We start from the raw sequence: 26,928 nt of genomic DNA, 5'->3' as shown, positions 1-26,928 counted from the left end.
CAAATGGATATCCTAATTATCGGCGCTGCCGGAATGGTCGGTCGCAAACTCACGCAGCACCTGCTGGCCACCGGCCATCTGGACGGCAAGCCCGTGACCTCGCTTGATCTGGTCGATGTGATCACCCCCGATGCCCCAGAAGGCAACGGCATCACCATCACCTGCCGCAAAGCGGATCTATCGGATCTGGCCGCGGCACCCGAACTGATCGCCCGTCGCCCGGATGTGATCTTTCATCTGGCCGCCATTGTTTCGGGTGAGGCCGAGGCCGACTTCGACAAAGGCTACCGGATCAATCTTGACGGAACCCGCGGACTGTTCGACGCGATCCGCGCTCAGCATGGCACGAACGGGTATCGCCCGCGGGTGGTATTTGCGTCGTCCATCGCCGTGGTGGGCGCCCCCTTGCCCTACCCAATTCCAGATGACTTCCACACGACGCCGCTGACAAGTTATGGCACGCAAAAGGCGATTTGCGAACTGCTTCTGGCCGACTACACGCGGCGGGGAATCTTTGATGGAGTCGGCATTCGCTTGCCCACAATCTGCATCCGCCCCGGCAAGCCCAACAAGGCCGCTTCCGGGTTCTTCTCGAACATTCTGCGCGAACCGCTGGTCGGGCAAGAAGCTGTCCTGCCCGTTCCGGACACAATCCGGCATTGGCACGCCTCGCCGCGTTCGGCAGTCGGGTTCATGGTTCATGCGGCGACGATGGACACAAGCGCCATCGGCCCAAGACGCAACCTGTCGATGCCCGGCGTTTCGGCCACAGTGGCGGAACAGATCGAAGCCCTTCGCCGCATCGCCGGTGACAGCGCTGTCCAACTGATCCGGCACGAACCCGATGCCGCCATCATCGCCATGTGCGAAGGCTGGGCCCCGGGCTTTGAAGCCACACGCGCCACGTCGCTGGGCTTTTCTGCGGAAAGCAATTTTGAACAGATCATCCGCGCCCATATCGAGGACGAACTCGAGGCCGCGAAATGATCCAACAGATCGCTTTTCTGGGGACCGGGTTGATGGGGGCGCCGATGGCACGCCGTCTGCTCGCAGCCGGTCATCGCGTCACCGTCTGGAACCGGGGCCCAGCCAAGGCACAAGCGCTGGTCGGGGAAGGGGCAACTTTTGCCCCCACCCTGACACAGGCTGTGGACGGGGCAGATATCGCCTTTACGATGCTCTCGGACGGCGCCGCGGTCGCGGATGTGCTGTTTACGCAAGGCGCGGCTTCCTCGCTGAAAAAAGGCGCGGTTGTGGTGGATTGCTCGTCAATCGCCCCTGATATTGCCCGCGACCATGCCAAGCGGCTGGCCGATCTGGGCGTGGATCATGTCGATTGCCCTGTCTCTGGCGGGGTGGTTGGCGCGGTCAATGGCACGCTGGCACTGATGGCAGGTGGCACGTCTGACACCATCGCCCGGATTGCACCGGTAATGGAGCCGATGGGACGGCTGACCCATGTCGGCCCGTCCGGTGCCGGTCAGGTATGCAAGCTGGCCAACCAACAGATTGTCGCCATTACTATCGGCGCCGTGGCCGAGGCGATGATGCTGGTTGAAGCTGGTGGTGCAGACCGTGGCAAGTTTCGCGATGCGATCCGGGGCGGGTTTGCCGAAAGCCGCATTCTGGAATTGCACGGCGCGCGCATGGTCAATCGCGACTTTGCCCCCGGCGGACCCTCGCGGCTTCAACTGAAAGACCTTGAGGCTGTGATGGACTTGGCACGGGCGCAGGGCCTGACCCTGCCCTTGTCACAAGATATCCGCGATGCCTTTGCCAGCTTTGTGGATGACGGCCATGGCGAAACCGATCACAGCGGCTTGTTGTTGCATCTTGAACACCTAAACTCGACCAGCAGGGGCCAAGTCCCCTCCAGCCAGACAACCGAGGACAGGACATGACCGACACCCCGCCAAAAGGCCGCCTACGTTCGCAGGATTGGTTCGACAATCCTGACCATGCCGATATGACCGCGCTATATCTGGAACGGTTCATGAACTACGGCACCACGCCCGAAGAACTCCGCGCGGGCCGGCCAATCATCGGCATCGCGCAGTCGGGCAGCGACCTAAACCCTTGCAACCGCCATCATCTCGATCTGGCCAAGCGCGTGCGCGACGGGATCCGCGATGCGGGTGGCATCCCCATCGAATTTCCGACCCATACACTGTTTGAGAACTGCAAACGTCCCACTGCGGCCCTCGACCGGAATCTGGCCTATCTGGGTCTGGTCGAACTCATGTACGGCTATCCGTTTGACGGGGTCGTACTGACCACGGGATGCGATAAGACGACCCCGTCGGCGCTGATGGCTGCCGCGACAGTCGATCTTCCCGCGATCGTGCTGTCTGGGGGACCAATGCTGGATGGCTGGCATGATGGCGATCTGGTCGGCTCGGGCACCGTGATTTGGCGGTCGCGCCGCAAGTACGCCGCAGGCGAAATCACCCGCGAAGAGTTTCTCGAGACCGCGCTCGATAGCGCGCCCTCTGTCGGGCATTGCAACACGATGGGCACGGCTTCGACCATGAACGCCATTGCCGAAGCGCTTGGCATGTCGCTGACCGGATGCGCCGCAATTCCCGCAGCCTACCGCGAACGCGGACAGATGGCCTATCGCACCGGAAAACGGGCGGTGGAACTGGTGATGGAAGATCTCCGCCCCTCGGACATCATGACACGGGATGCGTTCTTGAATGCAATCCGCGTCAATGCGGCGATTGGCGGATCGACCAACGCCCAGCCCCATATCATGGCAATGGCGAAACATGCCGGCGTCGAGATCACGTCAGAGGATTGGAAAGCCTACGGCTATGACGTCCCGCTTCTGGCCAACGTCCAGCCCGCAGGGGAATTTCTGGGCGAAAGATTTCACCGCGCAGGCGGCGTGCCCGCCATCATGTGGGAGCTCAAGCAGGCCAACAAACTGAACGGCGGTTGCGCCACGGTCAGCGGCGCCACGATGGACGAAAACCTTGATGGGCGCGAAAGCACTGATCGGGCCGTGATCCGCCCCTATGCCGATCCGCTGATGGAACGGGCGGGCTTTTTCGTGCTGTCGGGAAATCTGTTCGACTTCGCGATCATGAAAACCAGCGTGATTTCAGACGAATTCCGCGCCCGCTATCTGTCGACCCCGGGCTCTGAAGGGATCTTCGAAGGCACCGCCTTTGTCTTTGACGGGTCCGAAGATTATCATGCCCGGATCAACGATCCGGCGCTAGAGATCGACGAACAGTCCATTCTTGTGATCCGCGGGGCGGGTCCGCTTGGCTGGCCAGGCTCTGCGGAAGTGGTCAACATGCAGCCCCCTGACCGGCTGTTGAAACGCGGGATCACGTCGCTGCCCACCATTGGCGACGGGCGGCAATCGGGCACTGCGGACAGCCCCTCCATCCTCAACGCCTCGCCAGAAAGTGCGGCGGGCGGCGGGCTGGCTTGGCTGCGCACCGGCGACCGTATCAGCATCGACCTTGATAAAGGCAGCTGCGATATGCTGGTGGACGCGGAAGAAGTCACGCGCAGGAAATCCGAAGGTCTGCCCGATGTGCCGGCCGCGGCCACGCCGTGGCAAAAGATCTACCGCGAGACCGTGACCCAGATGCAGGATGGCGCGACCATCCGCGGGGCCGAGGAATTCCGGCAAATCTCGCGGAAACTGCCGCGGCATAACCACTAAGCCACCATCCCCCGCTTTGCCTTTAGACTGGCGGAGCGGGGACCCATTTCCTTTCTGAGCCCGCACTGAGTCCGCCCCGCTATGGCGACGACGACCAGCACAGCCGTCAACGCGTCGGACCTACGGGGCGGTGTTAGGTCCGACCTGACAGCAACGCACCGCTGCGACCTTGACGGGGTTCGTCGGCTTGACTAGCCCGGTCATAAGCAAGGCCCGCGATGGCGTCGTCGGCCAAGATGCTCTGCGTCTGACATGTGTCTCTGTCCTGAACGCCCGGATGTGCCACTGCGCCAATGGCGCAGCTTAAGCTTGCGAGGTGCGCGATGACAAAACTATCGTCGACAACCAATTCCGGTACGACGGGAACTCCGGCTGCAAACAGTGGCTTGATTTGCATGATCATCGCCATGTTTCTGCTGCCGGTGGGCGACGCGCTGTCGAAAATCCTGACCGGGATCATCGCCCCGATCGAAGTGACAATGTGGCGGCTTTTGGCGCAGGCGATCATTTTGATCCCGGTCGCATTTGTGATGCGCCGCCGCCTGCACGGGGCCATGTTTTCACCGATCGTCGCGCTTTCTGGACTGCTGATCATCGTGATTTTGGTGAGCTTGATCACGGCGTTTTCGGTCATGCCCATCGCCACCGCGATCGCGATCTTTTTCGTCGAGCCGCTGTTACTGACGCTGCTGGCTGGGCCACTGCTGGGCGAGGTCGCGGGACCGCGTCGGTTATGTGCGGTGGCGGTCGGTCTATTGGGTGCGCTGATCGTGATCAGGCCGGGATTTTCAGAATTTGGGTTGGCGACCTTGCTGCCATTGGTCTGTGCCACAAGTTATGCGTTGAACATGATCGTCCTGCGCCATGCCGGGGCAACCAGGTCCAGCCTGACCATCCAGTGCGGCGCGACGATTTACGCGGCAGCGGGTCTGGTGATCATCGCCTTGTGCCTGCAAGGCGCTGGCATGATCGACATGGCACCCGCACAGATACCCACGTGGGCATGGGCGGCGATTTTCTGCGGCGGCGGCTTGGCCGCAACCAGCTTTGTGCTGATTTCAGAGGCCTTTCGCCGGACCGAGGCCAGCACCCTTGCCCCGTTTCAGTATCTCGAAATCCTTGGCGCCACCGCCGTTGGCTATCTGGTCTTCGGCGACTTTCCGGATGCACTGACGTGGCTGGGCGTCACGATCATTCTTGCCGCCGGAATTTACGTGTTCCACCGGGAACGGATCGCGAGTACGGAGTGACCAGATCCTGCAGTGATCTTGCGTCAGTTCGCGCCGGCCCGTTCAAGGTTTAACGCCCGAGTTTTCCACAGCGACAGCTTGATAAATGGGCGATGCTGGGCGTAAATGCCCCCCATCATTGCCCCCTTACACAGTCAGGTAATGTGCAGATAATTCAACAGCCGTTATGGCTCGCCGTTCGCGCCTGTGCAAAATGTGCGCATGATCCGGGCAAAGCCAGACAGGCACAGACGCAACACAGGGATAACCAGATGAAACCGACCCCTCACGCCCGCCACGCCGCGTCCCGCCTCTTTTCGCGCTCCATCGTTCCGGCGCTGACTGCAGTCTCGGCCCTGTCATTGACGGCCACTGCCGGGGTCGCGCAGGATTACGACCCGACCGCCGCAATCACCATCGGATCGCTGTATGAGCCACAGAACCTCGACAACACCGGGGGCGCGGGTCAAGGCATCAATGAAGCCTTCAATGGCAATGTCTATGAGGGCCTGTTTGTTCTAACCGATGACGGCGATGTCGCGCCGAAGCTGGTCAGTGATTACACCGTCAGCGATGACGGCCTGACCTATACCTTTACCCTGAAAGACGGCATCACGTTCCACTCGGGCGACCCGTTGACCGCTGCCGACGTCAAGCACTCGATCGAACGGGTCACGGCGGAAAATTCGGCCAGCTCGCGCAAAAGCTCGCTTGCCATTATCGACAGCATTGATGCGCCAGACGACGCAACGGTTGTCGTGACGCTGAAGAAGCCGTCGATCTCGTTGCCCTACAACCTGTCCTATGTCTGGATCGTCAACGACGCGGCCACTGACATCACCGCATCCGAAGATGGCACCGGCCCCTACACCCTTCAGGAATGGCGTCGGGGTTCGGCTTTGGCGATGGTGCCCTTCGAGGGCTATTGGGGCGACGCGCCGACCAATGACGGGGTGATGTTCCAGTACTTCACCGATGCCACCGCCCAGAACAACGCGCTGCTGACCGGCGCGGTCGATATCATCACCTCGGTCCAAAGCCCGGATGCACTGTCACTGTTCACAGACAACCCCGATTTTACGGTGTCAGAGGGCGCATCGACCACCAAAGAGCTGATGGCCTATAATGACCGGATTGAGCCGTTCAATAACCCAACGGTGCGCGCGGCCCTTGCCCGCGCCGTGGATAACGAAAAGCTGCTGGGGGCCATCTGGGGCGATTACGGCACCTTGATTGGCTCCTTCGTGCCGCCCACCGACCCTTGGTATGTCGATCTGACCGGGGTGAACGCCTATGATCCAGACAGCGCGAAAGCAATGCTGGCCGAGGCAGGCTATCCCGACGGGTTTTCCTTCACGCTGGACACACCGGATTATGACCCGCACCCCATCGTCGCCCAGTTCTTGCAAAACGAACTGGCGAAGGTTGGTGTTGATGTCTCAATCAACATCATCACCGCGAATGAGTGGTACACCAAGATTTACAAGGCGCATGATTTCGACGCGACCCTGCAAGAGCACGTCAATCACCGCGACATCGTCTTTTATGGCAACCCGGATTTCTATTGGGGCTATGACAACCCCGAAGTGACCCAGTTGATCAGTGGCTCGGAAAGCGCCGCCACCATCGACGAGCAGACCGCGATGTTGACCGAAGCCAACAAGATCATTGCCGAGGATGCCGCCAGCATGTGGCTGTACCTCTATCCGCAGATCGTGGTGTCGACCTCGAACGTTACGGGCTATCCGCTGAATGGCCTGAACTCTCAGTTCTTCGCAGCAGACATCAAAAAGGCCGACTGATCCGGCCTTCCCGGGGCGGCGCAGGTTGACGGCGCGGCCCCACTCTTTCCACCGAAACGGACCTTCATAATGTTGGGATACATGATGCGGCGGCTGGTGATCCTGCTGCTGTCGCTGTTCATCGCGGCCATCGTGCTGTTTGTGCTGTTGCGGCTGTTGCCCGGCGACCCGGCCGGGGCGCTGGTGGGGGTCGGGGCGACACCGGAACAGATCGCGGCTGCGCAAGCGCAAATCGGCTCGGATCAGCCTTTGGGGGTGCAGTTCATCACCTATCTGGGGGATCTGGCCCGCTTTGATCTGGGGAAATCCTTTGTCTCGCGCGCCTCGGTTCTGGACGAAATTTCCACCCGTCTAAGCGTGACACTGCCCTTAGCGCTGACCGCCTTTGCGCTGGCCCTGCTGATCGCGGTGCCGATGGGGATTCTGGCGGCGGTCAAATCTGACCGCTGGTCCGGGTTGGTCCTGTCGGTTATTTCCCAGATCGGCATCGCCGTGCCGGTGTTCTGGCTTGGAATCTTGTTGGTTTACGAATTTGCGCTGAACCTGCGATGGCTGCCGTCTGGGGGCTTTCCGTTGCGCGGTTACGCCGATCCGGGCCGCGCCATCGAGTCCATGGTTCTGCCGGTATTGACCATCGCCATTGTGATGTCGGCCTCGTTGATGCGCTATGTGCGGGCCTCGATGCTTGAGGTGCTGAACAGCGATTTTATCCGCACCGCCCGGGCGCTTGGTGACAGCTATACCGGGGCGTTGATCCGGCACGGCATCCGCAACGCGGCCGTACCGGTGGTGGCGGTTTTGGGGATCGAATTGTCGACCACGTTTCTTGGGGCAGTTGTCGTCGAGCAGGTGTTTTCGCTGCCCGGAATGGGCTCGATGCTGTTGCTGGGCATCCAGCAACGCGATTACCCGAACATCCAAGGCGTGCTGCTGGTGACGACGCTGCTGGTCCTGCTCACCGGGTTTCTGGCCGATATCATCCAGCGCCTGCTGGACCCCCGCCTGCGTCACGAGGCCCGCCGATGAGCACGCCCGTCACCACAGCCCCGCGCCGCCGCCGGACAAACCCCATTCACTGGTTGGGATTTGTGCTGGTCGGCGTCATCGTTCTGGCGGGGCTCGTGTCCTTCGTCTGGACCCCCTACGCACTGTCGGACATGGCGGGCGGGCGGCTAGAGGCCCCCAACTGGCAGCACTGGGCGGGAACCGACCGGCTGGGGCGGGATCTGTTCACCCAGCTAATGATCGGGGCACGGATTGCCTTGGTGGTCGGCAGTGGCGCGGTCGCCATTGGGGCGGCCATCGGCATCACGACCGGGGTGTTGGCTGCGTTTGCGACCCGTTTTTTTGACGATGCGCTGGCGGCCCTGTTCGACATCCTGATCGCCTTTCCAACCTTGCTGATCGCGATGCTGGTGGTCGCCGCCCGCGAAGAGGCGTCGCTCGGCACCGCCATTCTGGCGCTTGGCATTGGCCTGTCGCCGGTGGTGGGCCGGGTCACACGAATCCTGACCAAACGGATCTTGTCTCAAGATTATATCACCGCCGCACGGGTGTCCGGCACCTCTTGGCCCGCGATTGTTTTTTGGCACATCCTGCCGAATATCGCCCCGTTTCTGGGGGTGAACCTTGCGCTGCAATTCGGGCTGGCGGTGATGGCCGAAGCGTCGCTGTCCTATCTTGGTCTGGGCGCACCGCCGCCGAATGCGTCATGGGGACGGATGCTGCAAGAGGCGCAAAGCACGGTCTACACCGCGCCTTGGGGGGCGGTCCTGCCCGGGTTGGCGCTGTTCACATTGGTGATCGGCGTGAACCTGTTGGCCGACGGGCTGCGCGACCGGTTTGATCCAACACAGAGGGGCGCGTGATGTCGGATTTGCTGCGCGTAGACGGGCTGTGCCTTGCCACTGCTGACAAAAGCCTTGTCGAAGACCTGTCCTTTACCATCGCCCCGGGCGAGCGGTTCGGGGTCATCGGCGAAAGCGGCTCTGGGAAATCCCTGACCGCCCTTGCGATCACCGGCTTACTGCCGCGGGCGATCCGGCCATCGGGGCAGATCAGCCTTGCAGGCCAACAGGTTGTCGGCGCATCCGAACGACAGTTGGCCGCCTTGCGCGGCCCTGCGGTGGCGACGGTCTTTCAAGAACCCCTAACCGCCCTCGATCCGCTGATGCCGCTGGGTCGCCAGATCGCCCTGCCGGTCCAGCGCCGCCTGAAACGTGAGGGCGCAGATACCAGCCGTACCGCCGTCGCCCGCGACGTTCGCCTGCTATTGGATCAGGTGCGCCTGCCCGATCCAGATCGGCTGATCCATGCCTTCCCCCATCAAGTGTCGGGCGGACAACGGCAGCGGGTTGCCATCGCCATGGCCTTGGCCTGTCGGCCGCAACTGCTGATCGCGGACGAGCCGACGACGGCGCTGGATGTGACGACACAGGCAGAGATTGTGAAATTGATCACCGCGCTGGTGGACGAGTTGGGCATCGCATTGCTGTTCATCAGCCACGATCTGGCCGTGGTCGGTCAGGTGGCCGAACGTGTGATGGTGATGCGCCATGGCCGGGCGGTTGAAACCGGACCTGCCGCCAAAGTTCTGACCGCGCCGGATGATGCCTATACCCGCAAACTTGTCGACGCCGCGCGCCGCTTTGACACCGCGTTGGAGGGCCGAGCATGACCTTGCTGTCCATGGAAAATGTCGAGTTCGCCTATGGCAAGGCCCGCCCGGTTCTGAAGGATATTTCCTTTTCGGTGCCGCGCGGGGCCAATGTCGGTCTTGTCGGCGAAAGCGGGTCGGGAAAATCCACGCTGCTGCGCCTGTTATTGGGCCTCGACAGCCCCCAAAAAGGCCGCATCCTGTTTGATGGCCAAGAACTGAAGGCCCGCAACGCCGGGTATATGCGCCGCTATCGCAAGCGGGTGCAGGCCGTCTTTCAGGACCCGTATTCATCGTTGAACCCGGCGCACCGGATCCTGCGGATTGTGACCGAACCGCTGCGGTCCCTGAAACTGCCCGGCGACCATCGTCAACTGGCGCGCGATGCCATCGAAGCGGTGGGTCTGACCCCAGATACGCTTGAGCGGTTTCCGCACGAATTCTCTGGCGGGCAGCGCCAACGCATTGCCATCGCCCGCGCCATCATCGCCCGACCGGAACTGGTCTTGGCCGATGAGGCAGTCAGCGCGCTGGATCTGTCGACCCGTGTCCGGGTGGTCGATCTGTTTCAGGACATCTCGCAGGCTATGACCATGGTCTTTGTCTCGCATGATATGGGCGTGGTTGCCGCGCTTTGTGACCAGTTGGTGGTACTGGATCGCGGCCATATCGTCGAAGCCGGGCCGACGGCGGCGATTTTGCGCGCCCCAAGCCATCCCTATACCCAAAGCCTGCTGGCCAGCATTCCCCGGATGCCGGTCCCAGCCCATCCCAACCCACAGGACCCAAGATGACCGTTACACCTGAATTTCAACGCGCCCATGACGACTGGCACGCCTCGCGCATGGACAAGCTGACCGCAAACAATGGTTGGTTGAACTTGGTCGGGCGGTGGTGGATCACCCCGGGTACCCTGTCGATTGGTGCGGCGGCGGCGAATGACATTCAGCTTGATCGCGGACCCGAGGTCTTGGGCCGCCTGACACTGAACCCCGACGACACCGGCCGGTTCGAACCCGTAGACGGTGAGCCGATCACCCTTGACCGTAATGCTGGCGCGTTCAGCTGGCAGGCCGACCGGTTCTTGATGGAGATCACCGCGCTCAATGATCTGCGCGCCCTGCGTGTGCGCGACATGACAGCGGATATGTCTGCGGCAGAGGATCTGTTTGACAGCTTTCCGCTGAATCCATCCCTGCGCATCACCGCCCGGTGGGAACCACTGCCCGAACCGATGGACCTGACGCTGGACACGATCATCGGCATTCCGACGCAAGTGCCGGTCACCCATGTGGCGCGGTTCGAATTCGCCGGTCGCCAGATGGCGCTGTTGCCAACCTATGGCACGGCGGACCGACCGCAATTTGTCTTTCGGGATCTGACGTCCATGGACGACACCTATGCAAAAGCACGCTTCGTGTTCGGCGAGGACGTGACCGACACCAGCGTAGTGATTGATTTCAACCGGGCCACCAACCCGCCTTGCGCGTTCACCGAACACGCGGTTTGCCCGCTTCCACCGCGCGAAAACCTGTTCCCGGTCCGCATTGAAGCGGGCGAGCGGCGCGTGCGATCATAGGACCGGCGGCGGGCCCGCGTGATTGGGCCCGCCCCGCATTCTCGGTTTTAGCGGCCGTGTCGGGTTAGGTCACCCCGGCCCGATCAACGCCGCCCAGCAGGGCGCATCCCCATTACCCCTTGGTGAGATAAGGGGTACGCAGGTCGGACACGGCATTCTCATGACTGGAAAAGCCTTCATACCGCGCCAGAACACCGGCCTGATGCGCCAGTTCCGGATAGGCGCCCGCCGTGACGTAGCCGATCGACGACCGTTTGACGAAATCGCTGACCGACAGCGGGCCAAAGGTTCGCGCGCCTCGGCTGGTCGGCAGAACTGCGTTCGGACCAAGACAGAAATTGCCGATGGTGACCGGTGTATATGGACCCATCAGAATTTCGGCAGCTTCAGTGATCTGCCCCAAATGGGCGAAGGGATCGGTCGAAAGCAATTCCAGATGCTCAGGCGCATAGGCGTTGATAAAGTCATAGCTGGCCTGAAGCGACGGGGTCACGATGATGCCGCCATGACGACCGCTGAGGACCGTGCGTGCAAACCCAGCCCGATACTCGGTCATCCGGGCCAAATGCGCGGGCAGCGCCGCGAGGGCTTCGTCGGCCACCCGCTGGGAATGCGTCACCAGATAGGCCGAACTGTCGGGACCATGCTCGGCCTCGATCAACAGATCAAGGGCCGCCAAGCCGCCATCGACGCTGTCATCGGCAAAGATGATCGCCTCGGACGGACCGGCGGGAAGCCCCGGATCAATCACCCCCGACAGCAGGCGTTTCGCGGCCACCACCCAAGGGCTGCCAGGACCGACGATTTTCAGCGCCGGTTTGATGGTCTGGCTGCCATAGGCGGCGGCGGCGACGGCCTGCGCGCCGCCGACCTTGTAAACGGTCTCGACCCCGGCCAACCGGGCGGCCACCAGCGTTGCGGCATCCACCCCGCCTTCCGGGCTGGGCGGCGTGAAAATCGCCAGATTTGGCACCCCTGCCACCACGGCGGGCACTGAGGTCATCATTGTCACCGACGGGAACGAGCCCTTGCCGCGCGGCACATACAGCGCCACCGACTGGATCGGCGTGAAGCGGTCGCCCGCATAGGCCCCCGGACGGATTTCCCGCAGCCACATCGGTTCAGGCTTTTGCTCGTCATGGAAGGTGCGGATATTGTCGATGCCAAACCGGATCGCCTCGATCACCTCGGCGTCCACGGCATCGAAAGCGGCGTCGAACTCGGCCTCGGTCGCTTTCAGACCATCGGCCTGTAGCCCGGTTGCACCGTCAAACTCACGCCCGAAGCGGGCCAAGGCCGCATCGCCTTCGGTCCGAACGGCCTCGATGATGGGTTTCACCTTGTCGATAAATCCTGATAGATCGGTCTCGGACCGGCGCAGCAGGGCGGCATAGGCCTCGGCGTCAAGTTGATCCAGATGGTGAACGGAAACCTCAGTCATCGGCGTGGGAGCCTTTCTGCGCAGCGCGCGTCATTTCGATTTCAGGAAGATGTCCAGACCGACGACACGGTCCAGAACAGCAATGGCCACAGCGGCACAGGCGATGAACACCACCGACACAGCGGCAAGATCAGGGGTGATAATCGACCGGATCGAGTTATAGATTTGCACCGGCAAGGTGACGATCCGGGCGTCAGTCAGCAGCAGGCTGACCAAAAACTCATTCAGCGCCAGAATAAACATCAGCAGCGATCCGGTAATTACCCCCGGCAAGACCGCCGGCAAGGTGACATGCACAAAGGTTTGAACCCGCCCGGCTCCGCAACTGGCCGCGGCCAGTTCCAGATCGTCATTCAGGGCCCCGGCACTGGCCGACACTGCCCATATCATAAAGGGCAGGTTGATCGCGGCACAGGCGATGCCGACAGGCCAAAGCTGCCCCAGCACCCGCCATTCGCCAAACACCAGCATCAGGCCAATGCCCGAGCCGATCAACGGGATGGTAAAGGGCAGCAGCAAATAGATCTGCAACGCGTTCTCAAAGCGCAGCCGGAACTTCGCCAGCGCAATGCCCGCCAATGTGCCCACCGGCAGCGCCACCGCCGTACAGATGCTCGCCACCCAGAGCGAGCGCAGAAACGCATCGCGCAAATCGGCGGCCTGAGCCAATTTCGCGTACCATTTCAGTGACAAGCCGTCAGGCGGGAAGGTAATGATGTTGCCGCTGGTCAAAGACGCGCCCAACACCACCACGGTGGGGGCCGACAGCACCACCAGCGCCAGACCGACCAAGATCCAGATCACCACCCGTTGCGAACGAGACGCCGTCATTTGCTGCGCCCTCCCATCGCAAGGGTGCCAGCCCCGAAGAGCATAAAGATCGCCCCAACAATCAACGACCCCAGCCCCACCAGCATCAAAGCCAGCGCCGAGCCTAAGCCCTGATCTGAGGTGCGGAAGAATTGATCATAGATCGCGTTGGCGATAAAATCTTGCGATCCGCCCCCCAAGATCGCCGGCATGGCGAAATCCGTCAGGGTCAGGGTCATCACCACCAAGCCCGCCCCGACCAGCCCCGGCCGGGCCATCGGCAGCAACACATGCACAAGGGTGCGGCCCCAATTTGCCCCCAACGATCCTGCCGCCGCCTCGGTCTCTTCGGGGATGGCGGTCAACGCGGGCGCCAGCATCAGCACGGCGAAGGGCAGCATATATTGCACCAGTCCAAACACCACTGCCGGATAGTTATACAGCAACCGCAACGGCGCGACCCCGACCAGCCCCAGCATGTCATTAACGATGCCCTGATTGCCCAAGATGATCAGCCAGCCATAGGCACGCACCACCTGCCCAATGAAGAACGGCAGAAACAGCGCGATCAACAGCAGCTTGCGCAGCCAAGCTCGCGGCGTCCGCACCATCAGATAGGCATAGGGAAAGGCGAAAAATAGCGTGATCGCGGTCACAATCACCGCCCCCGACAGCGACCGCCACAGGATCTTGGCATAGACCGGATCGCTCAGGGCGCGGGCATAGTTTGCATCGCTCCAACTGTCGGACATGAGGAAGGTCGACCGATCAAGCGTCCGCAGCGATGCGTCCGCGATCTGGATCAGACCCAGCACCAGCAGGCCGACCAGCAAGATTGCCGGCAGCACCATCAGCCACGGCGTCAGCCGCGACAGCGTGCGTGGCCAAAGCCGATCCACAGCCCATTCAAGGCCATCCATTATCCGCCATCCCACCGGATAGGCGGCGCGCGATTTTCGCATGGGCCGTCTTTCGTAATCTAAAGGCCGGGACCACAGATCGGGTCCCGGCCAGCGCGGGCCTTAGCCCTGCATGATCGCCTTGAACTTCGAGAACCATTCGCTTTCGTTCTCGACCTGAATCTGCCCCGAAATCCGGATCAGATTTTTAAAGTCCTCGGGCTGGGTCGGATAGGACGCATCGTCCACCAGATCGGCGGGCGGGGTCAGGCCCGGCACAACCCCGGGCAAACCGAGGCCGTCCAGCCATACCTGCTGGGCCTGCTGCGTGAGGGCGAAGTTGATATATTGCTTGGCCCAGTACAGCTCGTTCTCAGGCAGACCCACGGGGATCCACATGCCGTCAGTGTCAAATTTCGCGCCCTCTTCGGGCACCGTCCACTGGATGTCGACGCCGTTCATCCGGGCTTCGCGGGCATTGGTGGAAATGGTGCAGGCGGCGTCAATTTCGCCATTCTGGAACCATGTGGTGAAGTCCGGGTCTTCGCCCAAAAGCGGCTCTTGCGCCTTCATTTCTTCGACAAAGTCCCAGCAAGCGGTCATGTTGCTTGGAATGTCGGCCAAGGTGCCGCCCCCGGCGACCTGAGCCGGGAAATGGAAGCCGATGCCATCATTATAAAGCGCAATCCGGCCTTTGAATTTCGGGTCGAGCAAGTGGCGCCAAGACGCCGGAGGGCCATCGGGGAACGCCTCGGGCCGATAGGCCAGCACATAGACATAGCCATAAGTATTGACCATCGGATAGCCGTCAAAACCGACCGGCTTGGCAAGCTCTGTGGCGTTCGCAAGGTTGGGCAGATCCGACAGGTCTTCGGTCACACCGCGCAGCGCCGATTTGGTCGCGTTGGTGGTGGTGTCCCAGTTGATGTGGATCGGCGGCACCCGCCCTTGTGCGGCAGCGGCCCAGATCTTGGGTTGAATTTCGTTGTCCTCGGTCAGGTCATGGCGGATGCGGATGCCGGTCATTTCGGTGAACGGGTCCGACACGCCTGCCTTCAAGCTTTCAACCCAACTGCCGCCCCATGCACGGACAATCAATTCCGACGGCTTCTCGGGCTCCTGCGCCCAGATCTTGCTGGGAAGGATGGCCGCAGTGGCCCCAAGGGCTGCGGTGCTGCGCAGCAGGCTGCGCCGGGTCAGTTGGCGGCGCGGGCGTGAGTGGGTCATGATCATCTCCGTGTTGGATGGGTGTGGATGGGCCGCAATCAAGCAGCGGTGGCCGACAGGATCAACAAATCAGAGGCACGCCAGCCCAGATGGACCGGCGTTCCGGGGGCGAGCAAATCAAGCGCAAGGGGATCGTGATGCAACACCTGCAACACCGCGCCGCCAAGCGCGGGCACCTGCACCGAATAGAGCCGCCGCTCGCCTTCAAAAATCGCCTCCTGCACGGTGCCGGGCAGGGTGACGTCCAGATCGGTCAGCGTGCGGGCCTCGGTGGCCATGCGGATCTGCTCGGCCCGCACCATTCCGCGCGCCGGTGTGCCAGTCACGGCGTCGAGGCCACGCGTGCGCCCCGGACAGGCCACATCGCCCACCAGCAACGTCGCGCCCGGCCCAACTGTGCCGTTCAGCACGCTACTAACCCCGATGAAGCCCGAGACAAATTCGTTGGCAGGTTCCCGGTAAAGCACCGAAGGCGGCGCGGCCTGTTGGATCACCCCGTGATCCATCACGATAACCTCGTCTGATACCACCAACGCCTCGCGCTGATCGTGGGTGACGTTAATCGTGGTGACGCCAAGTTCCCGCTGGATGCGGCGAAATTCCAACTGCATTTCCTCGCGCAGCTTGCGGTCGAGGGCGGCAAGGGGCTCATCCAACAGCAGCAAATCGGGCTCAAACACAAGGGCGCGGGCAATCGCCACGCGCTGTTGCTGACCGCCTGACAATTCGCCAACCCGCCGTCCGCCAAGCCCGCCAAGCCGGACCAGATCAAGAAAGTCATCGACCCGGGCTGCGATGGTCCGGGCATCGTGGCGACGCATTTTCAGCGGAAACGCCACATTCTGGGCCGCAGTCATATGCGGGAACAAGGCCAGTTTCTGAAACACCATCCCGATGGATCGCCGGTGCGGCGGCAAGCGATCGACCGGCTGACCGGCCACAAAAATCGCGCCGCTGCTTGGGGTTAGAAACCCGGCGATCATGCGCAGCAGCGTGGTCTTGCCCGATCCCGACGGCCCCAAGATGGTCAGGAACCGGCCCTGAGCCAGATCGAACGACGCATTCGCGACAGCGACAGTCCCATCAAAGTCCACCGACACATCGCGGACCGATACTGCCGCATCGCCAAGACCTGACTTGGCCGGGCTCGACGTGCTGACGTTCCTCATACTGACTGCCACCGCTCTCAATTCCACCATCAATCGACCTTAATGCCGAGGCCGAACCGTTTGTATAGATTTCTTGGGTTTTCCCAGAGGTCAAATCGTAGCGGCCCTGCCAGTGGCGTGAAATGATCCGCCGGGCTTGCGGGACGATTGTCGAATAAGCACGGCCCTGTCAAACCAGCGGGGCCGGTCACACAGAGGCCAGAAAGCCCCCGTCGATCCCAAGACATTGGCCGGTGATATAGGCCGACGCATCCGAGACCAGAAAAATCACTGCCCCGCGCACCTCGTCCAGCGTGCCAAACCGGCCCATGGGAATTTTCGCGCGCATCGCCGTCTCCCAGGTATCGTCCTGATAGAAGGCTTCGGTCATGGCTGTGCGGAAATAGCCCGGCGCAATTGCGTTCACGCGCACCCCCTGCCCGGCCCATTCGGCAGACAATGCCCGGGTCACGCCCAGCAGGCCGGTTTTGGAGGCCCCATAAGGCACAGCCGTCGGGATACCCACGAAAGAGGTCAACGAACAGAGGTTGACGATCGCCCCGGCCCCACGCGGCAACATCGAGCGCGCCACCGCCTGCGACAGAAAGAACGCGCCCTTCAAGTTGGTGTCAACTATGGCATCCCACAGATCCGGCGTGACCTCGGTTGAGGCCCGCACGCTTTCCATCCCGGCATTGTTGACCAGAATATCCAGCGGACCGAAGGTTGCAGAAATGTCGGCCACCGCTGCATCAAAGGCCGCGACATCGCGCAGATCAAGGGACAGCGGCCGGGCGCGTCGCTCCATTGCCTCTATGGCGCTGACAGTGTCGGCCAAGGCCGCCGCATCGCGCCCGGCCACCACCAGATCGGCCCCGGCCTCGGCCAGGCCAAGGGCAATCGACCGGCCGAGACCGCGACTTGCGCCGGTGACAAGGGCAATCCGCCCGGACAAATCAAACAGCGATGCAGCGGTCATTGGGGTTCCTTTCCTGTGCACGCGCGTCTTGCAGCCTCGGGCCGCATCACGCAAGCACTTCGATCCAACAGAAGGCCATGACCTATGCGGGGCCACGCAAACCACGGCAACGCATGCGGTTACGGTGTTAAGCCTTGCGCGGTTCGCGCCAAGCCCCGCCGCATCGGGCGGTCACGTTTCAAATACCACTCCCGGCTCATGGCGCAGCGCCGTGATGACCAGCGCTCGGCATAAAGCAGGCACCACGTCCGGCCACGGGTGGTCTTGGCCCCGGTGCCCGCATTGTGGCGGGCCACACGTTGCTCAAGATCGATGGTCCAGCCGACATAGGTGCGATAGCCTTGGGCCGTCAGGCATCCCAGCACGTAGACAAAGGCCGCCTCTGCCGGAGCGCCATCGGGCTTTGCCGATGCATCATGCGCGGTCATCGCAGACTTGCCCCCCGTTGATTTCATTCAACACAGCATGGTTCCGGCACTGGGCGCAATCCCGTCCGCCACCGGTTGCCCGCGCCGGGAACCCCGTTAGCTGCTGGTGACAGCGGAAACCGCAAGCGGGCTGCGCCCGGTCTGGTTCAGGACCGACACAGCGCGTCCTTCCAGAAGGGCAGGAACCAGCGGGCGACCATAGCCCGCGCCGCCATCAAGGTTCAGGCGGTTGTGGTAGAGTTGCGGGTGATCGAGCGCGGTGTGACCGTGCACCACCAGACGATCCCAGCGATGGTCGCTGTTCAGAAATCCGTCACGGATCCAGATGAGATCGTCTTCTTTTTGCGCGCGAAGCGGCACCCCGGGCCGCAGCCCGGCATGGACGAAAATATGGTCATCCGTTTCGTAATAGCGCGGCAGCCCGGCGATCCAGTCGAGATGCGCTTGCGGAATCGCTGCGACGGCATCGGCGTGGATATCCTCAATCCGTCGATCTTCCGACGCATCCACCCCATAGGATGCAAGGGTCGCCCGCCCGCCCAACGGCGTGTCAGTCCACAGCAGCGGACGCGATGTATTCGGATCGCAGTATTTCGGGTTGGCCAGATAACGCGCGATGAAGCGGTCATGGTTTCCCAACAAACAGATCCACGGCCGCCCATCGGCTTGGCCCTGCATCAGCGTTTCAATCACCCGGCGCGCATCTGGCCCGCGATCCACAAAATCACCAAGGAACACCACCTGCGCTGTCGGCTCGCCGTGGCGCGCGATGGCGTCCAGCGCGGCGTCGAGTTGGGCCAGATGGCCGTGAATATCGCCAATGGCGTGAATAGGGGTCATGGGCGCCTCCGGTTGGTTGGGTCAGTCATGACCTCTTCGCCGAATGGTGACAAGACAAGGGCGCAGATCGTCCCATCTGAGAGGGGGCTGCGGTCCGGACACAAAAAAAGGCGACGCCCGGGAGGAGGGGACGTCGCCAATTTGCGAGGATTGGCTCAGGGAGGAGGAGGAACCAATCTCTTGGGCAGTATTTAGGGCCGACGCTGCGCCTGCACAATAGCTGGGGCCATGCAAGTTCTGCATTGCAGCATTGCGCCGACAGGCCAGCAGCCCAACCGACGATAGGATCAACTCGGGAACCTTCGGCGGTCGCAACACGTTGGACTGGCAACGATGAGCTTATAAGAAGGCAGGAACGGATGGCACGAGGCCGCGATGCAACAGGTGTTCTACAAATGCCGTGGATCGCGTGGCGCGATATTTTGGTCCGGTTCTATCGAGCGGTCCTGAAAGACAACGTCATGCTCATTGCCGCTGGGGTCGCATTTTTCGGCCTGCTGGCGCTGTTCCCGGCCATTACTGCCCTGCTTGCCATTGGCGGGCTCATTGCGGATCCGCTGACACTGTCGCGCGAGATACAATCCCTGACCAGTGCCTTGCCAAGCAGTGCGGCTGACATCATCTCTACCCAAGTTAACGACGTGGCCAGTGCGCAGAGCGACGATCTGGGCTTTACGGCCATCGTCAGTATCCTTTTGGCGTTGTTCTCGGCCTCACGCGGGGTCAACAATGTCATCATCGGCCTGAACACCTGCTATAACGAAGAGGAAAAGCGCGGCCTGATCCACCTTCAGCTTGTGGTGATTGCGCTGACTTTAGGGTTGTTGGTCATCGCCGTGCTGACCTTGGCTATTCTGGCCGCGTTGCCGGTCGCGCTTGCGATTTTTGATCCGGCCCCGTGGCTGCGCGACGGATTGCTCTTGATCCGCTGGCCGATCCTCTACGCCTTGGGCGTGGTCAGCTTCATGGGTCTGTACCGGTTCGGCCCCTCCCGCAGCCCAGCAAAATGGCGCTGGTTGGCACCGGGCGCACTTGTGGCCTGTCTGCTCTGGGTGATTGCGACCTTGGGATTTTCCGTCTACGCCCGCAATTTCGGCAATTACAATGAGACCTTCGGGGCCCTTGGCGGTGTGATCGTGCTGCTGATGTGGCTGTGGATCACGGCCGTGATCCTTCTGTTTGGTGCCGAATTGGATGGCGAGATCGAAGCCCAGACCGCCCGCGACAGCACCTCGGGTCCGGCAAAACCGATGGGCGAGCGGGGGGCCGTAAAGGCAGATGAGTTGGGCGAAGCCACCACGTGACCCGGCAAGCGGCCCGATCCCTGAAGGAGCACCGGCCCTAGGCCGTAGCTCTGATGATCCCATAGAGGATCGCTAGCCCCGAACGGGCCTAGCGAATGATGCCAGCGGCTTGACCCTTCGTCGAAGCCGGGTCAGAACGTCCTACCGATCCGGGCCACGCGATGGGGCCCTCGGGCTGGACTGGCCCCTCACCGTGAAGGAACCTTGCTGATGACATCTCTTACCCCTTGGATCGGCACCACCGGACCGCGTTTTGTCGACCGTCCGGCGCATCGTGACTGGCTGATGGGACAGGCCATGGATTTGCTGGATTTCTTCCAACCGGCCTCGCTCAATCCCGCTGGGGGCTTCTTTGTGCTCGACAGTGAGGGCCAGCCCCTGCCCGCCTCGGACGGCGAAACCGGCACATTGCGCCAATTGCACGAAACCTGCCGAATGGTTCATTGCTCGGCAATCGCGCATCAGTTGGGGTATCCCGGTGCCGATCCGATGGTCGATCACGGCATGGCATTCCTATGGTCGCGGCACCGCGATGCGGCTCGGGGCGGCTACTACTGGGGTGTCGACGATGCTGGCCCGGTTAATGACAGCAAACAGGCTTATGGGCATGCCTTCGTTCTGTTGGCCGCGTCTTCGGCCAAGGTGGTCGGCCATCCCGATGCGGACCGGCTGCTTGCGGACATCACCGAGGTGCTTGAGACCCGGTTCTGGGACGCAGACGCAGGAGCCACCACCGAAGAATACGCTGCCGACTGGTCGGCGCTTGGCCCCTATCGCGGCCAAAATTCCAACATGCATCTCACCGAAGCCCTGATGGCAGCCTTTGAGGCCACTGGCACGGTGGCCTATCTGGACAAGGCGCGCAGCATTGCCAGCCTGATTATCGACCGGCACGCCCGGGCCGAAGGCTGGCGCGTGGCCGAGCATTTCACCGAAGACTGGCAGATCGACCGCGATTATTCCGGCGATCCGATGTTCCGTCCGCATGGAACCACCCCCGGCCACGCGCTGGAATGGAGCCGGCTGTTGGTTCAGCTCTGGGGGTTAAGCGACCGCCACGACGACTGGATGCTTGACGCTGCCCGCAACCTGTTTCTCACGACAACCCAGATTGGCTGGGCCGAGGACACCGGCGGCTTTTACTACACGCTGGACTGGGACGACGCCCCGGCGCAGGCCGACCGGTTTTGGTGGCCCTGCGCCGAAGGCATCGGTGCCGCCGCCGCCTTGGCCTCAGTCGATGCGGACCCGCGGTTCGAACAGTGGTATCGCCGGATTTGGGGCGTGGTCAGCACCCGTTTCATCGACCATACCGCCGGTGCATGGCACCCGGAACTGGATGCCGAAATGCGCCCGGCGCCACGGGTCTTTACCGGCAAGCCCGATCTCTACCACGCCCTTCAGGCCTGCTTGATCCCCCTCTTTCCCGCCGATGGCAGCATTACGCAGGGCCTTGCCCGGGAATTGGATCAGCTGGGCGCGCTCTGAAGTAAGGGGACAGACAGCCCTGCGCCTTAAAGGTTCGGCACGTCGATCGACACCGTCTGTTCCAGCAATTGCGCATAATTAAAACTGGTCAGGAATGCCACATGCGCGGCGTCCTGACCGACCCCGATGATGGCGATGCTGTCGGCGCTGGCCATCCCCGTCGGATCGACCAGATGCCACGCCCCGTCAAGATAGACCTGCGCCACCGCATGGAAATCCTGCGGCGTGACCCCCGGTGCAAACACGCTACAGAACCGCGCGGGAATGGCAGAGGCCCGGGCCAGCGTGATCAGCACGTGGGCAAAATCGCGGCAAATCCCCTGCCGTTGCACAAAGGTGTCCAGCGCCGTGGTCTGTGACGTGCTGACGCCGGGCAAATAGCGAAAATGGCCTTCGATCCAGTCGCGAATGGCCACGACCCGCGCGCCGCCGGACAAATGACCGAATTCTTCAAACACATAGCTTTGGAATTCATCAGACGGGCAATAGCGCGAGGGCATCAGGTATTTGAACACATCGCCCGGCAACAAATGCAGCGGACCGGTCTGCAAATTTGACAGGTCCGGCACCGGGCGCGTGACCTCAACGCGCGAGGTGTAATCACAAACGAAATCACCTTGGACCTGCATCCAGATCCGGTTGCCGATGCCATCCTCGGCAAGGGTCCGGGCGAAATAGGCCGTGTCGCTGAGGTCAATATTGGCGTGATGCAAGGGCTGGTCGGGCAGTTCCGCCGCCTCGATCTGCAACAAGATGTCGGTCGGGTCAGCCATCCGGTAATGCAGATGAACATTGATGTCGAAGATCACTTGCGGGTCCAACTCTCTGGTTAGGGGCGGTATCAGGAACAGCGCGGCAGAACCGTCACTGGTGGCATGTAACCACAGTGGACGGTCTTTGGTTCCAATCAAGGCTCGAACTGAATCTGACCTGTCCAGTCTAGGTCAAACGACGCCATTCCGCTACTTTATTGGTCAACGGGCAAGCCGCTGGGCACCGTTTCAGGAACTCCCAGCCGCCCGGTCAACGCGGTCGCCCCGGTCAGACTGTCAAGGAAGGCGACAAGCGCTGCAATCTCGGTCGGGGAAAGGTCGATCCGGTCCGGCGATGTCGCCGCCACGATCTGGGCAATCTCCGCCGGATCATCCAGAATGCGCCAGTCCGACGCAAAGCTCGGCCCGACCAGAACGGCTTGAGAGCGGTCATACGCTTCTGACGCGCGGCGCGGATCCGCATGCGCCGTGACAAATTCGGTCAGGTCAGCATAGGCGCCGGAATGGCCGTAAGGCCCGGTCAGGCGGACATTGCGCAGGCTTGGGGTGCGAAACTTGAAGGCATCCTCGGCAAGGCCGGTCACGCGCAGGCGGCCCTCATCCCGGCTGTGGCTTTCGAACCGCGCCGCCTTGCCCGGCCCGATTTGCGGCACCCCCATGGCGTGAAAGTCGTGATCGGTCTGGAACGGCCCAGAATGGCAGGTGCTGCACCCGCCCGCCCCATAGAACAGCGCCTGCCCGTCCGCGGCCGCCCCCTCTAACGCCGCCTCGCCACGCAGCACCGCATCAAACGGGCTGTCATCCGAGCGCCATTCGAATCCCATAAAGCCCGCAATCGCGTTGGAGATATCGGTAAAGGCGATGGGGCGACCGGCCGCGATCTCTGGATAGACCGCTTCGAACCGCGCCTGATAGGCCGGAATGGCGGCGACCCGTTGCGCGATCAGATCCCACGCCCCGCCCGGTCCTGTGATCAAGCCTTGGCGCGCGGCGCGGGCGATTTCATTCTCTTGCACATGCCCGGCCATTTCATCTTGGCTCAGCACCGGAAACATCGTCTGAGCCGATAAAATGCCGGAAAATCCAAGCGTCATATCAGCGGCAAGCGGCGTGCGTAGCCCCCCCGGGCGGGTCGGATCCACCTCGATCCTGCCGTCGTGAAACAGCACGGTAAAGTCTTGTGCGCCGAGATTGAACAGCGCCGGCGCATTGCGCGGAATCCGTTGCTCGGGCGGATTGGCCGGATCGGGACGGCGGTTTGGCCCCAGCCCGATGCCGCCCTCACCCATCCCCAGCGATAGACCGTCTGAGGTGCCGAACCGTGGATGGTGGCACGTGGCGCAAGAGATAGCACGATTGCCGGACAGGATCGGATCATAAAACAGCAACTGCCCCAGTTCCGCTTCTGGCAGGGCAACTGCTGTGAACTGCCCGTCGTCAACGGCAAGCGGCAGATCGGTCAGTCCGGGGCCAGCGACCAGCAGAAAAGGGACAAGGAAACGGCACAGCATCGCGGGCCTCCGGTTGAAATATCCCTGACCATGCCTTGCCGGACCGCGCCGCTGCAACCCCGGAATGGCCCGCCATCGCGCCGCCGTTTTGTCCAGAAGCAGAACACGTCTCGGGAGGGTGGCACGCCGCTTGTGGGCTTACCGAAATGACCACACTTGGCGCTTCAAAACGCCGACACGCACGCAACAGTCCTGATTAAGGCCGGCACCGCGCCGTTCAACAAGACGGCAGCGGCGACCTCGGCCAGCGATCACGCCCAGCCGGCGGTGGATTTGACCTCCAGATAGTCATGCAATCCCCATGCGCCATGTTCACGGCCGTTGCCTGACTGTTTGTAACCGCCAAAGGGGGCCTGCGCGTCCCAATCCGCGCCGTTGATCCAGATGGCCCCGACCCGCAACTGCCGGGCGATGCGCCGCGCCTTGTCCAGATCCGGGGTCTGGATATAGCCCGCCAGCCCGTAAACGGTGTCATTGGCGATCCGGATCGCGTCATCCTCGGTGTCATAGCCAATGATCGTCAGGACCGGGCCAAAAATCTCTTCCCGCGCAATGGTCATGTCATTGGTGACGTCAGCAAAGACGGTTGGGCGGACATAATAGCCCCGGCTCAATCCCTCTGGACGGCCCGGCCCGCCGGCAACCAGGGTTGCTCCTTCCGCGATCCCGGCTGCGATCAGGCTTTGAATCCGGTCGAACTGTGCGGCATTGACCACGGGGCCAAGCGCCACATCGCTGCAGGGGTCACCAACGCGATGCGCCTCGGCGGCGGCCTTGGCAATGGCTTTGACCTCGTCCATGCGCGCGGCAGGCACCAACATGCGGGCTGGGGCGCGGCAAGCCTGACCGCAATTGACGAAACAAGCATTGACGCCGTCATGGACCGCACGGGCCAAATCGGCATCCGGCAAGATCAAATTGGCCGACTTTCCGCCCAGTTCCTGCGCCACCCGCTTGACCGTGTCGGCCGCCGATTTCGCCACAGCCACGCCTGCGCGGGTCGAGCCGGTGATCGACACCATATCAACGTCCGGATGACGCGCCAGCGCGTCGCCGGCAATATGGCCGTGCCCTGTCAGATGGTTGTAAACCCCGGCAGGGATGCCCGCCTCATGCACCAGTTCGGCAAAGCGCAATGACGACAGCGGCGAGAATTCCGACGGCTTTGCGATCATGGTGCAGCCCGCCGCAAGCGCCGGAGCCACCTTGACCACCAGTTGGTTCATCGGCCAGTTCCAGGGCGTGATCAACGCGCACACGCCCACCGGTTCTTTCGAGATCAGGGTGGACCCGCGCATTTCTTCGAATTGCGTGCCCTGCAGGGCGTCGATCGCGGCTTCCAAATGCATTCGGCCCACAGCGGCTTGCGCGTCCCGTGAAAACGCCCGGGTGGTGCCCATCTCAGTCACCATCAGATCCGCGATCTCGTCATAAGCGCCGTTATACAGCTCCAGCAGGCGGCGCAGCAGCTGCAACCGTTCTGCCGGCGTTGTGCGCGACCATGTGCCGAACGCCGCCCGGGCGGCGGCGACCGCAGCATCTACATCGGCAGTTCCGCCCATAGGGATCGCTGCAATCTGCTCTTCGGTGGCGGGATTGATCAGCGCGTGGGTGTCGGTGGTCTGGGGCGCAACCCATGTGCCGCCAATATAAAACTTGTCCAATTGCATTGCTTTGTTCTCCTCTAACCGCGGATCAGGCCGCAGGTCCGTATCGGTCAAATTGCGCGGTGAAAGCGTCAGGCCCATCCGGCAACGCGTCTGGCCCCGCCAGTCGGTACATCACCCCGGTGGTGGCGCTTTGGCGCAAGCGGCGCATCAGATCTGGGTCCACCTGACCGGCAGGGTCCGTGCCGCACAGACGCGCAAAGCGAAGGGCCATCTCATTTTGCCGCCGATAGCCTAGATGATGCCCCTCGGTGGCACAGGCGGCCACACCGGCGCGCATTTGAGCCGCATCGCGCGGGATGACACCGCCCCATGTATAGGCCAGAAACCGGGCCTGCTGTTCCAGCGGAACGGGATACGACCCCATCTGAGACCACATCCCCATGAAGGCCAACCCGGGAAGATCCGGATGAAACGTGAACTCGTCTAGCATCATGGCGCTGTCGGTTACCGCCAAAGTCTGGCGCATCGGCTCAGACAGGAACGGCAGGTTCAACGCAAATCCGGTGCCCGCCACGATGCCATCGGCCTCAATGGTATGCCCATCCTCAAAGGTCACCCGGCGACCGTCAATCGCGGTGATCCATGGCGCTGGGATGACCCGGCCCTCGGCCACGAGGTTCAGGTAATGCTGCGAGCCGGTGACACCGGCGCGGCGAAACTCGGGATGCGGATTCGGCGCACCATAGCGGCTGGGATCACCGGCATACTGATGCACCAACGCTTCGTCATTTGCGGCCAGCGCTTGCTTGTCATCGCCGAGGCACAACACAGCCCGGTCATAGGTGAAGGCATAGTATTCCAGTGGCACGCCCGTGATCATCTTCGGATTGACGTAGCGTTGCCGCCGCTGGGTCAGATGGACCGACGCGGCGCCGAGCATCGCCAGATCTGAGGCGATCTCTAGCGCGGAGATTGAGCCCCCAGCTACGATCACATGCCGCCCCCGGTAAAGGTCCGGGTCCTTGTAATCGAAACTGTGAACGATCCCGCACGCGCCTGTAAAGCGATCCGCACCGGGGATCGGCGGCAGAACCGGGGTGTTGAACCGGCCGCAGGCGATGACGACACGCGGAAAATACTCGGTCCGTGTCGCGCCATCCTGTGTGAAGGTCAGGGCATAGCCGCCGTCCTCTTGTGCGATCCCGGTCAGTCGGCAGCCGAATGTGGCATCGGCCAGCAAGCCATGCGCCTCGGCATAGCGCCGCATATAGGCCAGCACTTGGGCGTTATGGGGAAATAGCGGCGTGCCCTCGGGCCAAGGCTGGTCGGAAAAGCGCGTGGCTTCGCTGAACGTGTTGGTCACCATGCCCGGCCAGATGCCGCTATTGGGATTGTCCGGGGCCCATTGCCCTCCGGGGGCCGTATGTGCCTCGAACATACGCGGGGCGAAGCCTTGCGCCTTGAGCCAGCGGGCGGCAGCAATGCCGCCCGGACCCGCGCCGATGATTGCGACCTGTTGCATCGC

General features: G+C 62.2%; 25 protein-coding genes. 12 read left to right on the top strand and 13 right to left on the bottom strand.

Annotation, left to right across the window (positions count from 1 at the left end; translation table 11 throughout):
• Window positions 1-3: 3 nt before the first annotated feature.
• The 3 genes from denD to BV911_RS10900 are packed head-to-tail and all read left to right on the top strand — an operon-like array spanning window position 4 to window position 3,679.
• On the top strand, window positions 4-987 hold the full coding sequence (denD, locus tag BV911_RS10910; protein ID WP_086053644.1) for a D-erythronate dehydrogenase: 984 nt from the start codon (window positions 4-6) through the stop codon (window positions 985-987).
• Window positions 984-1,901 carry an NAD(P)-dependent oxidoreductase gene (locus tag BV911_RS10905; protein ID WP_086053643.1) on the top strand — a complete coding sequence of 306 codons (918 nt, stop codon included), beginning with the start codon at window positions 984-986 and terminating at the stop codon, window positions 1,899-1,901. Before denD ends, BV911_RS10905 begins: the two co-directional genes overlap by 4 nt.
• A complete protein-coding gene (locus BV911_RS10900; protein ID WP_086053642.1) occupies window positions 1,898-3,679 on the top strand; it encodes an IlvD/Edd family dehydratase in 1,782 nt (593 codons plus the stop codon). The genes BV911_RS10905 and BV911_RS10900 overlap by 4 nt, the downstream gene beginning before the upstream one ends.
• A gap of 133 nt (window positions 3,680-3,812) precedes the next feature.
• Here the strand turns inward: BV911_RS10900 and BV911_RS10895 are convergent, their stop codons facing one another.
• Window positions 3,813-4,076 carry a hypothetical protein gene (locus BV911_RS10895; protein WP_086053641.1) on the bottom strand — a complete coding sequence of 88 codons (264 nt, stop codon included), beginning with the start codon at window positions 4,074-4,076 and terminating at the stop codon, window positions 3,813-3,815.
• Between BV911_RS10895 and BV911_RS10890 the strand changes: the two genes are divergently transcribed.
• The 7 genes from BV911_RS10890 to BV911_RS10860 all read left to right on the top strand — a co-directional run bounded on the left by BV911_RS10890 (window position 4,075) and on the right by BV911_RS10860 (window position 10,945).
• Window positions 4,075-4,929, top strand: a complete 855-nt coding sequence (locus BV911_RS10890) for a DMT family transporter (RefSeq protein WP_086053640.1) — start codon at window positions 4,075-4,077, stop codon at window positions 4,927-4,929. The two genes, BV911_RS10895 and BV911_RS10890, sit on opposite strands and share 2 nt — an antisense overlap.
• Window positions 4,930-5,180: 251 nt before the next feature.
• Window positions 5,181-6,710, top strand: coding sequence for an ABC transporter substrate-binding protein (locus tag BV911_RS10885; protein WP_086053639.1), 1,530 nt, complete (start codon window positions 5,181-5,183; stop codon window positions 6,708-6,710).
• Between the two features lie 69 nt (window positions 6,711-6,779).
• On the top strand, window positions 6,780-7,736 hold the full coding sequence (locus BV911_RS10880; protein ID WP_086053638.1) for an ABC transporter permease: 957 nt from the start codon (window positions 6,780-6,782) through the stop codon (window positions 7,734-7,736).
• Window positions 7,733-8,578: an ABC transporter permease gene (locus BV911_RS10875; protein WP_086053637.1), complete on the top strand. Its 846-nt coding sequence runs from the start codon at window positions 7,733-7,735 to the stop codon at window positions 8,576-8,578. Before BV911_RS10880 ends, BV911_RS10875 begins: the two co-directional genes overlap by 4 nt.
• Entirely contained in the window at window positions 8,578-9,387 is an 810-nt protein-coding gene (locus BV911_RS10870; protein ID WP_086053636.1) for an ABC transporter ATP-binding protein, read from the top strand. The genes BV911_RS10875 and BV911_RS10870 overlap by 1 nt, the downstream gene beginning before the upstream one ends.
• A complete protein-coding gene (locus BV911_RS10865) occupies window positions 9,384-10,160 on the top strand; it encodes an ABC transporter ATP-binding protein (RefSeq protein WP_086053635.1) in 777 nt (258 codons plus the stop codon). The genes BV911_RS10870 and BV911_RS10865 overlap by 4 nt, the downstream gene beginning before the upstream one ends.
• Window positions 10,157-10,945 (top strand): DUF1684 domain-containing protein, encoded by a 789-nt coding sequence (locus BV911_RS10860; RefSeq protein ID WP_086053634.1) that lies wholly within the window; start codon window positions 10,157-10,159, stop codon window positions 10,943-10,945. Before BV911_RS10865 ends, BV911_RS10860 begins: the two co-directional genes overlap by 4 nt.
• A gap of 112 nt (window positions 10,946-11,057) precedes the next feature.
• Here BV911_RS10860 and hisD read toward each other — a convergent pair whose 3' ends face one another.
• The 8 genes from hisD to BV911_RS10820 form a co-directional block, all read right to left on the bottom strand.
• Window positions 11,058-12,386, bottom strand: coding sequence for a histidinol dehydrogenase (hisD, locus tag BV911_RS10855; RefSeq protein WP_086053633.1), 1,329 nt, complete (start codon window positions 12,384-12,386; stop codon window positions 11,058-11,060).
• 30 nt (window positions 12,387-12,416) lie between these two features.
• A complete protein-coding gene (locus tag BV911_RS10850; protein ID WP_086053632.1) occupies window positions 12,417-13,217 on the bottom strand; it encodes an ABC transporter permease in 801 nt (266 codons plus the stop codon).
• Window positions 13,214-14,158 carry an ABC transporter permease gene (locus BV911_RS10845; RefSeq protein ID WP_086053631.1) on the bottom strand — a complete coding sequence of 315 codons (945 nt, stop codon included), beginning with the start codon at window positions 14,156-14,158 and terminating at the stop codon, window positions 13,214-13,216. Before BV911_RS10845 ends, BV911_RS10850 begins: the two co-directional genes overlap by 4 nt.
• 60 nt (window positions 14,159-14,218) lie before the next feature.
• Window positions 14,219-15,322: a PotD/PotF family extracellular solute-binding protein gene (locus BV911_RS10840; protein ID WP_086053654.1), complete on the bottom strand. Its 1,104-nt coding sequence runs from the start codon at window positions 15,320-15,322 to the stop codon at window positions 14,219-14,221.
• 38 nt (window positions 15,323-15,360) lie between these two features.
• On the bottom strand, window positions 15,361-16,491 hold the full coding sequence (locus BV911_RS10835; RefSeq protein ID WP_086053630.1) for an ABC transporter ATP-binding protein: 1,131 nt from the start codon (window positions 16,489-16,491) through the stop codon (window positions 15,361-15,363).
• A 187-nt stretch (window positions 16,492-16,678) separates the two neighbouring features.
• Entirely contained in the window at window positions 16,679-17,449 is a 771-nt protein-coding gene (locus BV911_RS10830; RefSeq protein ID WP_086053629.1) for an SDR family NAD(P)-dependent oxidoreductase, read from the bottom strand.
• 119 nt (window positions 17,450-17,568) lie between these two features.
• Window positions 17,569-17,877 carry a GIY-YIG nuclease family protein gene (locus BV911_RS10825; RefSeq protein WP_086053628.1) on the bottom strand — a complete coding sequence of 103 codons (309 nt, stop codon included), beginning with the start codon at window positions 17,875-17,877 and terminating at the stop codon, window positions 17,569-17,571.
• 96 nt (window positions 17,878-17,973) lie between these two features.
• Window positions 17,974-18,717, bottom strand: coding sequence for a metallophosphoesterase family protein (locus tag BV911_RS10820; protein ID WP_086053627.1), 744 nt, complete (start codon window positions 18,715-18,717; stop codon window positions 17,974-17,976).
• Window positions 18,718-19,076: 359 nt separating this feature from the next.
• Here BV911_RS10820 and BV911_RS10815 point away from each other — a divergent pair, with 359 nt between their 5' ends.
• Together BV911_RS10815 and BV911_RS10810 are read left to right on the top strand one after the other, a co-directional pair.
• Window positions 19,077-20,021 (top strand): YihY/virulence factor BrkB family protein, encoded by a 945-nt coding sequence (locus tag BV911_RS10815; protein ID WP_086053626.1) that lies wholly within the window; start codon window positions 19,077-19,079, stop codon window positions 20,019-20,021.
• Window positions 20,022-20,231: 210 nt separating this feature from the next.
• Window positions 20,232-21,509 carry an AGE family epimerase/isomerase gene (locus BV911_RS10810; protein WP_086053625.1) on the top strand — a complete coding sequence of 426 codons (1,278 nt, stop codon included), beginning with the start codon at window positions 20,232-20,234 and terminating at the stop codon, window positions 21,507-21,509.
• A 26-nt stretch (window positions 21,510-21,535) separates the two neighbouring features.
• Here BV911_RS10810 and BV911_RS10805 read toward each other — a convergent pair whose 3' ends face one another.
• From BV911_RS10805 to BV911_RS10790, 4 genes are all read right to left on the bottom strand, one after another.
• Window positions 21,536-22,420, bottom strand: coding sequence for a transglutaminase family protein (locus BV911_RS10805; protein ID WP_240512219.1), 885 nt, complete (start codon window positions 22,418-22,420; stop codon window positions 21,536-21,538).
• A 56-nt stretch (window positions 22,421-22,476) separates the two neighbouring features.
• Entirely contained in the window at window positions 22,477-23,793 is a 1,317-nt protein-coding gene (locus tag BV911_RS10800; protein ID WP_086053624.1) for a cytochrome-c peroxidase, read from the bottom strand.
• Window positions 23,794-24,044: 251 nt separating this feature from the next.
• Window positions 24,045-25,463: an aldehyde dehydrogenase family protein gene (locus BV911_RS10795; RefSeq protein ID WP_086053623.1), complete on the bottom strand. Its 1,419-nt coding sequence runs from the start codon at window positions 25,461-25,463 to the stop codon at window positions 24,045-24,047.
• Between the two features lie 25 nt (window positions 25,464-25,488).
• Window positions 25,489-26,925, bottom strand: a complete 1,437-nt coding sequence (locus BV911_RS10790) for an NAD(P)/FAD-dependent oxidoreductase (protein ID WP_086053622.1) — start codon at window positions 26,923-26,925, stop codon at window positions 25,489-25,491.
• Between the last annotated feature and the right edge of the window lie 3 nt (window positions 26,926-26,928).

This window comes from Pseudoruegeria sp. SK021 (assembly GCF_002119405.1).
Taxonomy (GTDB): domain Bacteria; phylum Pseudomonadota; class Alphaproteobacteria; order Rhodobacterales; family Rhodobacteraceae; genus Meridianimarinicoccus.
The sequence above is the reverse complement of the archived record's forward strand: the minus strand, read 5'-3'. Positions and strand labels throughout refer to the sequence as shown.

Coding starts and splice junctions, on each gene's coding strand:
- hisD (WP_086053633.1), bottom strand. CDS start 12,386: ATGACTGAGGTTTCCGTTCACCATCTGGATCAACTTGACGCCGAGGCC.
- BV911_RS10860 (WP_086053634.1), top strand. CDS start 10,157: ATGACCGTTACACCTGAATTTCAACGCGCCCATGACGACTGGCACGCC.
- BV911_RS10815 (WP_086053626.1), top strand. CDS start 19,077: ATGGCACGAGGCCGCGATGCAACAGGTGTTCTACAAATGCCGTGGATC.
- BV911_RS10845 (WP_086053631.1), bottom strand. CDS start 14,158: ATGCGAAAATCGCGCGCCGCCTATCCGGTGGGATGGCGGATAATGGAT.
- BV911_RS10835 (WP_086053630.1), bottom strand. CDS start 16,491: ATGAGGAACGTCAGCACGTCGAGCCCGGCCAAGTCAGGTCTTGGCGAT.
- BV911_RS10820 (WP_086053627.1), bottom strand. CDS start 18,717: ATGACCCCTATTCACGCCATTGGCGATATTCACGGCCATCTGGCCCAA.
- BV911_RS10870 (WP_086053636.1), top strand. CDS start 8,578: ATGTCGGATTTGCTGCGCGTAGACGGGCTGTGCCTTGCCACTGCTGAC.
- BV911_RS10890 (WP_086053640.1), top strand. CDS start 4,075: ATGATCATCGCCATGTTTCTGCTGCCGGTGGGCGACGCGCTGTCGAAA.
- BV911_RS10800 (WP_086053624.1), bottom strand. CDS start 23,793: ATGCTGTGCCGTTTCCTTGTCCCTTTTCTGCTGGTCGCTGGCCCCGGA.
- BV911_RS10840 (WP_086053654.1), bottom strand. CDS start 15,322: ATGACCCACTCACGCCCGCGCCGCCAACTGACCCGGCGCAGCCTGCTG.
- BV911_RS10900 (WP_086053642.1), top strand. CDS start 1,898: ATGACCGACACCCCGCCAAAAGGCCGCCTACGTTCGCAGGATTGGTTC.
- BV911_RS10810 (WP_086053625.1), top strand. CDS start 20,232: ATGACATCTCTTACCCCTTGGATCGGCACCACCGGACCGCGTTTTGTC.
- BV911_RS10790 (WP_086053622.1), bottom strand. CDS start 26,925: ATGCAACAGGTCGCAATCATCGGCGCGGGTCCGGGCGGCATTGCTGCC.
- BV911_RS10825 (WP_086053628.1), bottom strand. CDS start 17,877: ATGACCGCGCATGATGCATCGGCAAAGCCCGATGGCGCTCCGGCAGAG.
- denD (WP_086053644.1), top strand. CDS start 4: ATGGATATCCTAATTATCGGCGCTGCCGGAATGGTCGGTCGCAAACTC.
- BV911_RS10885 (WP_086053639.1), top strand. CDS start 5,181: ATGAAACCGACCCCTCACGCCCGCCACGCCGCGTCCCGCCTCTTTTCG.
- BV911_RS10865 (WP_086053635.1), top strand. CDS start 9,384: ATGACCTTGCTGTCCATGGAAAATGTCGAGTTCGCCTATGGCAAGGCC.
- BV911_RS10830 (WP_086053629.1), bottom strand. CDS start 17,449: ATGACCGCTGCATCGCTGTTTGATTTGTCCGGGCGGATTGCCCTTGTC.
- BV911_RS10895 (WP_086053641.1), bottom strand. CDS start 4,076: ATGCAAATCAAGCCACTGTTTGCAGCCGGAGTTCCCGTCGTACCGGAA.
- BV911_RS10905 (WP_086053643.1), top strand. CDS start 984: ATGATCCAACAGATCGCTTTTCTGGGGACCGGGTTGATGGGGGCGCCG.
- BV911_RS10880 (WP_086053638.1), top strand. CDS start 6,780: ATGTTGGGATACATGATGCGGCGGCTGGTGATCCTGCTGCTGTCGCTG.
- BV911_RS10795 (WP_086053623.1), bottom strand. CDS start 25,463: ATGCAATTGGACAAGTTTTATATTGGCGGCACATGGGTTGCGCCCCAG.
- BV911_RS10850 (WP_086053632.1), bottom strand. CDS start 13,217: ATGACGGCGTCTCGTTCGCAACGGGTGGTGATCTGGATCTTGGTCGGT.
- BV911_RS10875 (WP_086053637.1), top strand. CDS start 7,733: ATGAGCACGCCCGTCACCACAGCCCCGCGCCGCCGCCGGACAAACCCC.